The 9,312-nt window shown below is 38.3% G+C and carries 7 protein-coding genes; 1 reads left to right on the forward strand and 6 read right to left on the reverse strand.

Features of this window, described 5'->3' with window-relative positions; translation table 11 throughout:
• Positions 1 to 271: 271 nt before the first annotated feature.
• Positions 272 to 481: a hypothetical protein gene (locus EKM61_RS10225; protein WP_075168966.1), complete on the reverse strand. Its 210-nt coding sequence runs from the start codon at positions 479 to 481 to the stop codon at positions 272 to 274.
• Between the two features lie 212 nt (positions 482 to 693).
• Here EKM61_RS10225 and EKM61_RS10230 point away from each other — a divergent pair, with 212 nt between their 5' ends.
• Positions 694 to 1,860, forward strand: a complete 1,167-nt coding sequence (locus EKM61_RS10230; RefSeq protein WP_068224593.1) for a tyrosine-type recombinase/integrase — start codon at positions 694 to 696, stop codon at positions 1,858 to 1,860.
• Positions 1,861 to 1,982: 122 nt separating this feature from the next.
• Here the strand turns inward: EKM61_RS10230 and lepA are convergent, their stop codons facing one another.
• The 5 genes from lepA to hrcA form a co-directional block, all read right to left on the reverse strand.
• Positions 1,983 to 3,821: a translation elongation factor 4 gene (gene lepA, locus EKM61_RS10235; protein WP_068224595.1), complete on the reverse strand. Its 1,839-nt coding sequence runs from the start codon at positions 3,819 to 3,821 to the stop codon at positions 1,983 to 1,985.
• A 164-nt stretch (positions 3,822 to 3,985) separates the two neighbouring features.
• Positions 3,986 to 5,152, reverse strand: coding sequence for a molecular chaperone DnaJ (gene dnaJ / locus EKM61_RS10240; protein WP_068224598.1), 1,167 nt, complete (start codon positions 5,150 to 5,152; stop codon positions 3,986 to 3,988).
• A 192-nt stretch (positions 5,153 to 5,344) separates the two neighbouring features.
• Positions 5,345 to 7,207: a molecular chaperone DnaK gene (gene dnaK, locus EKM61_RS10245; RefSeq protein WP_068224602.1), complete on the reverse strand. Its 1,863-nt coding sequence runs from the start codon at positions 7,205 to 7,207 to the stop codon at positions 5,345 to 5,347.
• A gap of 35 nt (positions 7,208 to 7,242) precedes the next feature.
• Positions 7,243 to 7,875, reverse strand: coding sequence for a nucleotide exchange factor GrpE (gene grpE / locus EKM61_RS10250; protein WP_075168967.1), 633 nt, complete (start codon positions 7,873 to 7,875; stop codon positions 7,243 to 7,245).
• 18 nt (positions 7,876 to 7,893) lie between these two features.
• Positions 7,894 to 8,937 (reverse strand): heat-inducible transcriptional repressor HrcA, encoded by a 1,044-nt coding sequence (gene hrcA / locus EKM61_RS10255; RefSeq protein ID WP_068224608.1) that lies wholly within the window; start codon positions 8,935 to 8,937, stop codon positions 7,894 to 7,896.
• Positions 8,938 to 9,312: the final 375 nt, after the last annotated feature.

Raw genomic sequence — 9,312 nt, forward strand, 5'->3', positions numbered from 1 at the left:
GTGAGCTCTTTTTCTGCACAAAAATCCTGTTAATAGTTTACCATTTGTAAACTATCAACAGGAAAAAGTATAGAGCCGAAAATTATATTAAATCAAATTTTTTAATAAGAAATTCAGTATCACACTACAATTCAGGATTCACCAATGTAAGCCAGTGCCAGACAATGATGCTAGGTGTAAGAAACTTATTTTCTACTATTTATCTGCTAAGCAAAGAATGGAAAGCAAAACATCCGGATTTAACGTATAAGGAATACTTAACACAAGGTAATTAAAAGTAAAGTTTGTTTTTGATTGATTCTACAGTATTTGCTTGTTTTACTTCGAAAGTTTCTGCAGTACGTTTACCCGAGTCGTCATAGTCGTAATAATTTCCATTCTCATCAATTAGTGAGTCAAATAAATCGTATTGATCAGAAAATGTTTCTAAAGCAAGGCTTAACGTTTTTATCTCTTGATTAGTTAGTTCAACAATTTTCATTTTGATCACCAGCTTTTTTTTAATATAACACAAAACACACTCTCATCCCCGACCAAAGTTTTGAGAGTGTACTAAATAAATAAATTTCAAGCAACTATTTAGAACGCAAAGTTATCCGTTAAATGATTTTGCGTTTTAATAATAGCACAAAAGGAACATACGTACGTATTATTTCATATTTTATCTTGAAGTATGAATTGGAGGTCTTATTGATGACAGAAGGAAATGTTAGAAAGCGCGGCGACAAATGGTATTACTCATTTGAAGCCGCTCCTGTTGATGGACAACGTAAAAGGATTGAACGCGTTGGCGGTAATTCTGAAAAAGAAGCAAATGATGCCCTACGTAAAGCAATAGATAACTATGAACGCGCCGGCATGGAAAATCGTTTAACGAAGTTAAGTGTATCCGACTTTTTCGATTATTGGTACAATCACTATGTAATGCGCAATCTTAAGCTTAATACCCAAAACAACTATAAAAATATCATTCAAAAGTATATTAAACCAGAACTAGGAAAATATCGTCTGAGAACAATTGGCCCAGATAATCTACAAGAATTTATTGATAAAGTGTCGCTAACCGTTGATAAAAAAACAAAACGGCCACTGGCCAAACATAGCGTTGAAATTATCTTTACTGTTTTAAAAGGTGCGTTTAAAAGGGCTGTCTACCCTTATCAATTCATTAAAGACAATCCAATGAATTATGTTGATATGCCAAAATACAAAGTTACACCAACAAATGCTAGAGAGAAACTTAAAATAATTACCCTTGAGCAATATCACAAAATACTAGACATCACTCCCTTTTCTGATCCATTCCATATGCCACTTGTGATTTCATTTAATACTGGATTACGCCGCGGTGAAGTCTGTGCCTTACAATGGGATAAAGTCAATTTAGAAGAAGGAACAATTACAGTTGAGTTGAACATGGTTCAAACTGCTAAAGGAGCTTATATTTTGGATACCCCTAAAACTCCAGCCAGTTATCGAACAATTATGATTGGTAAAACTTTGATTGATGAATTAAAAACTAAACATAAGCATCAATTAGAAAATCGAGTTTCATATGGTCGGCTGTATTATGAATCTAATTTTGTCTGCACTAAAGAAAACGGCCAGCCTGTTACCCCTAATTCAATTAAATATAAAGCCGAACACATTTCAAATAAATTAGGCTTCCCATTTAACTTTCATTCTTTACGACACACTCATGCAACCATGTTGCTAGAAAACGGTGCTAAACCAAAAGAGATCCAAGAGCGATTGGGTCACTCTCGAATCTCCACAACTTTAGATACCTATTCTCATGTCACTCGTAAAATGAAACAAAATACGGCAAACATCATGGAAAAAATTCAGAACAATAATTAATCCATGTTGGCAAAATAAAGAAAATTAAATCAATAAATAACAAATTTGCCAACATTTAAAAATTTACGTTGGCAAAATGTTGGCAAATTGGTCTTTTGTGAAACATAGCTTTCATGAAAGACTTATTTTTTATGCGTTTCTTCCTCACCAGTTTGTAAAACAGCCATGAAGGCTTCCTGGGGAACCTCTACTGAACCAATTTGCTTCATCCTTTTTTTACCACGCTTTTGCTTCTCCAATAATTTGCGCTTTCGGGAAACGTCCCCACCGTAACATTTGGCCAAAACGTTTTTGCGCAAAGCTTTAATGTTGGTCCGCGCAATAATTTTGTTCCCAATAGCAGCCTGAATAGGCACCTCAAATTGTTGGCGTGGGATAATTGTTTTTAGTTTATCAACAATTTCTTTACCGCGTCCAAAGGCAAAATCTTGATGAACAATAATACTCAACGCATCAACTGATTCTCCGTTTAATAGAATATCCATTTTAACTAATTTACTCTCACGATAACCTTCAATATCGTAATCGAGGGAGGCATAACCCTTTGTGCTGGATTTTAAGCGATCAAAAAAGTCATAGATAATTTCTGATAACGGTAAATGATAAACAACATTTACTCGGTTATTATCTAAGTACTCCATCGTATCAAATTCTCCCCGTTTATCTTGCGATAGCTCCATCACGGCGCCAACATAATCATTAGGCACCATAATGGAGGCGTGCACAAAGGGCTCCTCGATTGACTTAATTGCCGCTGGATCAGGCATCTCAGAGGGATTAGAAACTATCTTCTGCGTACCATCGGTTAAATTAATGTGGTAAGTTACTGAAGGTGCTGTGGTAATTAAATCCATCCCAAATTCACGCTCAAGTCGTTCCTGAACAACATCCATGTGCAGTAAACCAAGAAAACCACAACGAAAACCAAAACCTAATGCCTCAGAAGTCTCTGGTTCAAAAGTTAAAGCAGCATCGTTTAATTGTAATTTTTCTAAGGATTCACGTAAATCGTTATATTTCGCTGTATCAACTGGATATAAACCTGAATAAACCATCGGATTCATCTTTCGATAACCCTTTAAAGCAGTTGCGGCCGGATTGTTGGCCAGTGTTACAGTATCACCAACTTGCGTGTCTTGAATGGTCTTAATACTGGCTGCAATGTAACCTACATCCCCGACCATTAATTGATCCCGCGAAACAGCGTTGGGCGACATAACACCAACTTCCGTCACTTCAAATGTTTTACCATCTTGCATCAGTTGAATTGTATCACCTGGCTTAACTAGTCCGTCAAAAATACGAACGTTCAACACAACGCCGCGATAATTATCATAAACTGAATCAAAGATTAATGCCTTCAAGGGTTTCTGAACATCACCACTTGGTGCCGGTACATCACTAACAACGTGCTCTAAAATATCTTCAATCCCAATACCTTCTTTAGCACTTGCTAAAACTGCGTCAGAGGCATCAATACCAATATCGTCTTCAATTTCAGATCGCACTCGTTCTGGATCGGCGGAAGGCAGATCAATCTTATTAATCACCGGAATAATTTCAAGGTCGTTATCAATCGCTAAATAGACGTTAGCCAGTGTCTGTGCTTCAACACCCTGAGCAGCATCAACAACTAACACTGCACCCTCACAGGCTGCCAAACTACGCGAAACTTCATAAGAGAAATCAACGTGTCCTGGTGTATCAATTAAATGAAAAATATATTTCTCACCATTTTTTGCGTGGTATTCTAGTTCAACGGCGTTTAACTTAATTGTAATGCCACGCTCACGTTCTAAATCCATTGTATCCAATATTTGATTTTCCATATCACGCTTAGCCACGGTATGCGTCAGCTCCAAGATTCGGTCCGCCAGTGTTGATTTACCGTGATCAATATGCGCTACAATTGAAAAATTACGAATATTCTTTTGGCGCTGATGCATTTGTTCAACATCCATTTCGTCAACCTACTTTCTAGTTTAAATTATAACAAGCCGACTAAGACGACGCAATTTATACTGGAAATAACTCAAAAAAGAGTAAGCCAACCTAGCCGCGAAACTAGGTCATCATCACCTAGTTTATACAACTGCCAGTATTATGCTCACTCTTTAGTCGTTTCTTATTTCTTTTTATCGCCTGTAAAAGTCTCACGAATCTTATCGAATAAACTGCCTTCGGTCTGACTCACTTCATCGCCACTAGCAACAGCAAAGGTCTTCAATGCATTCTTTTGCTCATTACTTAAGTGTTTAGGCGTTATTACCTTGACCGTAACGTGTTCGTCACCTTTGCTATTACCACGTAATCGTGGTGCACCCTGACCGCGTAAACGGAACGTTGTGTTAGTTTGAGTGCCGGCTGGTACCTTTAACTTGACCTTGCCGTTGACCGTATCAACTTGTAAGTCATCGCCTAACGCAGCCTGCACAAAACTAATTGGTACTTCAATGTAAATCTCGGCACCATCACGCTTGAATTTATCACTTGGTGCAACTCGGAAAACAATGAATAAATCACCGTAAGGGCCACTATTTGTTCCTGCTTCGCCTTGTCCGGATAAACGCATTTGTTGACCATCTTCGACACCAGCTGGAACCTTAACTTTAACACTGTGACGTTCTTGTTCGTGACCAGAGCCATGACAAGTTGCACATTTTTCTTTAATTTCTTTACCTGTACCGCGACAAACATCACAAACTTCACGACTTTGCATCCGGCCAAGTGGTGTTTGACGAGTAACTTGAATATAGCCAGCACCATGACACTTATGACAGGTTACTGGTGAAGTACCAGGCTTCGCACCAGTCCCATTACAAGTATGACACATCGCCTCACGTGTATAAGAAATTGTTGTTTCCTTACCAAAAATGGCTTCCTCAAACTTTAGATCCATTTGGTACTGTAGATCAGAACCTTGCCGAGGTGCCGATGGGTTAGACTGTTGTTGGCCACCACCGCCACCAAAGAATTGACTAAAGATATCATCAAAACCGCCAAAACTCTGACCGCCTGTATCAAAACCACCAAAGCCTTGACCGCCACCGCCGCCAAAGCCACCTTGTGGACCCGCGGCACCATACTGATCATATTGGGCCCGCTTATCAGGATCACCAATAACTTCATACGCAGCCGATATTTCTTTAAACTTTGCCTCAGCGTCTGGCGCCTTATTAAGATCAGGATGATACTTCTTTGAAAGCTTTCGGTAGGCGTGTTTAATTTCATCCTGGGACGCATCTTTTGCTACCCCAAGAACTTCATAGGGATCACGTTGTTCTTCCGCCATGCTTAACCTCCTAATTTATAACGATTTAATTATTGCTCACCAATCTCATCTAAGTTAATTTAGACACAATAAATTAAACCAATAATATTCTTTGCAGAAAATCGAATTAAGCATACCATAAATTAAACAAAAAGCCAAAAGCCGCAATGGCCCTGGCTTCCTGCTACTCATTAAGGTACGCAACAACAAGATTTATTTTTTCTTCTTATCAGGATCGACTTCTTCAAAGTCACCGTCAACTGTTTCACCATCGCCGTCACTCTTATTGTCGCCTTTGGCATCACTGCCTTGGCCGGCATCGCTTTTAGCCTGTTGTTCTTTGGCGGCTTGTTCATACATCTTAACGGATAAATCTTGGACAATTTTATTTAAATCATCACGTTTAGTCTTCATATCATCCAAATTGTCGTCTTTTTGTGCCTTCTTCAAAGCATCTTCAGCGTCTTGGGCCTTCTTGATCTCTTCATCAGTGACCTTACCCTTAAGCTCCTTCAATGTCTTATCAGTTGTAAAGATAAGTTGTTCAACGTCATTACGTAAATCAACTTCTTCTTTTTTCTTCTTATCGGCATCGGCATTTTCCTCAGCCTCTTTTTGCATCTTTTCGATTTCTTCATCAGATAAACCAGAAGAACTCTTAATGGTAATCTTTTGTTCTTTTTGTGTTCCCATATCTTTAGCAGATACGTTAACAATCCCGTTTTTATCGATATCAAATTTAACTTCAATCTGAGGGACACCTCGTGGTGCTGACGGAATATCTGCCAACTGGAAGCGACCAAGTGTCTTGTCGTCTGCTGCCATTGGACGTTCACCCTGCAAGACGTGAATATCTACAGCTGGTTGATTATCAGCAGCCGTTGAAAATACTTGTGACTTACTTGTTGGAATAGTTGTGTTACGATCGATTAATTTAGTGAAGACACCACCCATGGTTTCAATACCAAGTGATAGTGGTGTAACATCAAGTAAAACAACATCTTTAACATCACCAGTAATGACACCACCTTGAACTGCAGCACCTAAGGCAACTGCTTCATCAGGGTTAATGGAATGATCAGGTTCTTTACCCGTCCACTTTTTAACAGCTTCTTGAACAGCAGGAATACGAGTTGAACCACCATTTAAGATAACTTTATCAATATCACCAGTAGATAATTTAGCATCTTTTAAGGCATTATCAAAAGGTCCTTTAGTCTTAGCAACAAGATCGGCCGTCATTTCGTCAAATTTAGCCCGCGTTAATGTCTTTTCCAAATGTAATGGACCAGCATCACCAGCAGAAATAAATGGTAAACTGATTTGTGCTTCGTTAACCCCAGATAAATCTTTTTTAGCCTTTTCAGCAGCATCCTTTAAACGCTGTAAGGCCATTTTATCCTTGGCCAAATCAATGCCATTATCAGCCTTGAAACTATCAACTAACCAATCAATAATCTTTTGATCAAAGTCATCCCCGCCTAAACGCGTATCACCATTAGTTGAGAGAACTTCAAAAACACCATCGCCAAGTTCTAGAACAGAAACATCAAAGGTACCACCACCAAGGTCGTAAACTAAGATCTTTTCGTCCTTATCACCTTTATCAAGCCCGTAAGCTAATGCGGAAGCAGTTGGTTCATTGATAATTCGCTTAACATCAAGACCGGCAATCTTACCAGCATCCTTAGTTGCTTGGCGTTGACTATCATTAAAGTAAGCAGGTACTGTAATAACGGCATCCTTAACTTCTTCACCTAAGTAATCTTCAGAGAATTTCTTGATGTATTGTAAAATCATCGCTGAAATTTCTTGAGGTGTGTAAGACTTACCATCAACTTCAACTTTATAACCTGCTTCACCCATGTGCCGCTTGATTGAAGCAACTGTGTTTGGATTAGTTACCGCCTGGCGCTTTGCAACCTCACCAACTTGTGTTTCACCATTTTTGAAAGAGACAACAGATGGTGTTGTCCGATTACCTTCTGGATTTGTAATAATCTTTGGTTCTTTACCTTCGAGAACAGCAACTGCAGAGTTAGTTGTCCCAAGGTCAATCCCAATAACTTTTGCCATAACTCATAACCTCTTTTATTATTTAATATTTATTTTTATTGTGCAACTACTACCATAGCAGGTCGCAAAACGCGATCTTTTAAATAGTAGCCCTTTTGTAAAACCTTAACAATCGTCTCAGGTTTTTGATCACTCTCCACGGGCACAGTTTGAACTGCTTGGTGAATAGTCGGATCAAAAGTTCTATTTTCAGTTTCAATTTCGGTAACGTTGTGCTCTTTTAAGGCACTCTCTAGGTGGTCATAGACCATTTGAATACCCTTTTTTAACTGCCGTCCGATTGGATCCGAAACATCAATTGCCAAAGCACGTTCTAAATTATCAACAACAGGTAAAACGGATTTAGCCAAATCTTGGCCATCATATTTTGCTAGTTGCTCCCGTTCTTTTTTAAAACGATTATTCATATTCTGGATTTCTGCTTCGGCACGAAGATATTTATCTTCATTACTAGCAACCAAGGCCTGTAATTTTTTAATTTCAGCTTGATCCAATTCATGTTGCTTGGTTACGTTCGCATCATCACTAACCGTTTCTTTTTTAACGGTAGCTTCTTTTTTATCACCTTTAACTACCTTTTCAGTAGTTGCGGCTGTAGTTTCTTGATCTAAATTTTTTTCAGATGGAAATTCTGGTTGTTTCGTAGATGGTGTCTTTTTATTAGCCAAATCATTCACCTCCAGTGACTATTCATCCCCAAAGTGAGCATAATAATCAGTAATTTTTTTTGCTAGTTCCTCACGAAAAACGTCTAATAACCCAATCATTCGTGAATATGGCATACTGGTTGGTCCTAAAAGTGCAATCATACCCCGTCCATGTTCACTAACATTATAAGTTGCGGTAATTAAACTAAAATTTTTCAGTAAGTCATTCGTCATTTCATCGCCTAAACGTACTTCAATTGGCTGATCCGCTGGTTCCCCTAGTAGCTTAGCCAAATCATCGTTTTTATCAATCATGGCGTAAAGTGATTTTAATTGGTTAACGTCCTTAATGGTGCTGGTATTAATTAGATTCATCTTACCACCAACGTAAAAGCGTTCTTGAGCCGCCTTCTTCAAAACACCACCAAAAATATCTAAGAAGCCAGATGGTGTGATCATATAGTGCGTTAAAAGCTGCGGAATACTTGTATGCAGCTTTTTGATCACTTTCGTTAGTGGTAGGCCGACCAACTCATCGTTTATAATTCGAATGACCTTTTCTAAACTATCACTATCGATTCCATTAGGGATCGAAAAGATTTGGTTTTCAACCGCACCGCTATCAGTCACTAAAATTGCCATCACCTGGTTATTGTCCAGTGGTACTAAACGAAAACCGGTTAAACGTGCTTCCTTTAATTCTGGGCCTAAAGAAATTGCGGTATAACTAGTCAAACTTGATAGAATTTTAGCGGACTGCGCAACAATTTGATCAATCTCATGATAGCTTTGGTCAAAGGATGTTTCAATAACTGCCATATCATTTGCGTCTACACTGCTAGGCTCGACTAAATGATCAAGGTAATAACGATACCCTTTCATCGATGGAATGCGCCCGGAAGATAAGTGTGTTTTTTCAATTAACCCCATATCCTCTAAATGAACCATTTCATTTCTGACAGTGGCAGAACTGACGTGCATTGGCAACTGTTCAAGAAGCTTTTTCGAACCGACAGGCTGGCCATATTCAGTATACAAACGAACAATCTCTTTCAAGATAAGTAACTGTCGCTTGGTCAGCATTCTAACCACCTCTTCTTTAGCACTTAGCATCTATGAGTGCTAACACAATTATTAATATAACAACTTCCATGAATTAAGTCAAGGCAGGACAACCTTTTTCTTACAAAAATATTATTTTACAAAACAAACGAGTAGTTTAACCCCAGGAGTGTTTGGAAAATAGCTTTATTAGGTATTTCTTGACTAATTTAGTATAAATGTGTTGAAAAAAGTAATTCAGGTCGTGAATTATTGTAAGCAGTAAATAACTGACCGACTTCAAAAATAATTTAATTCAAGTTATGATTGCCTCATCAAATAATTGGTGAGGTGATTTTTATTGGATAAACCGGATATTGTTCAAATTAAAATGGATCATTCTGGTTCTCAATCGCG

Origin of the sequence: Loigolactobacillus backii (assembly GCF_003946275.1) — a bacterium.
GTDB lineage: Bacteria > Bacillota > Bacilli > Lactobacillales > Lactobacillaceae > Loigolactobacillus > Loigolactobacillus backii.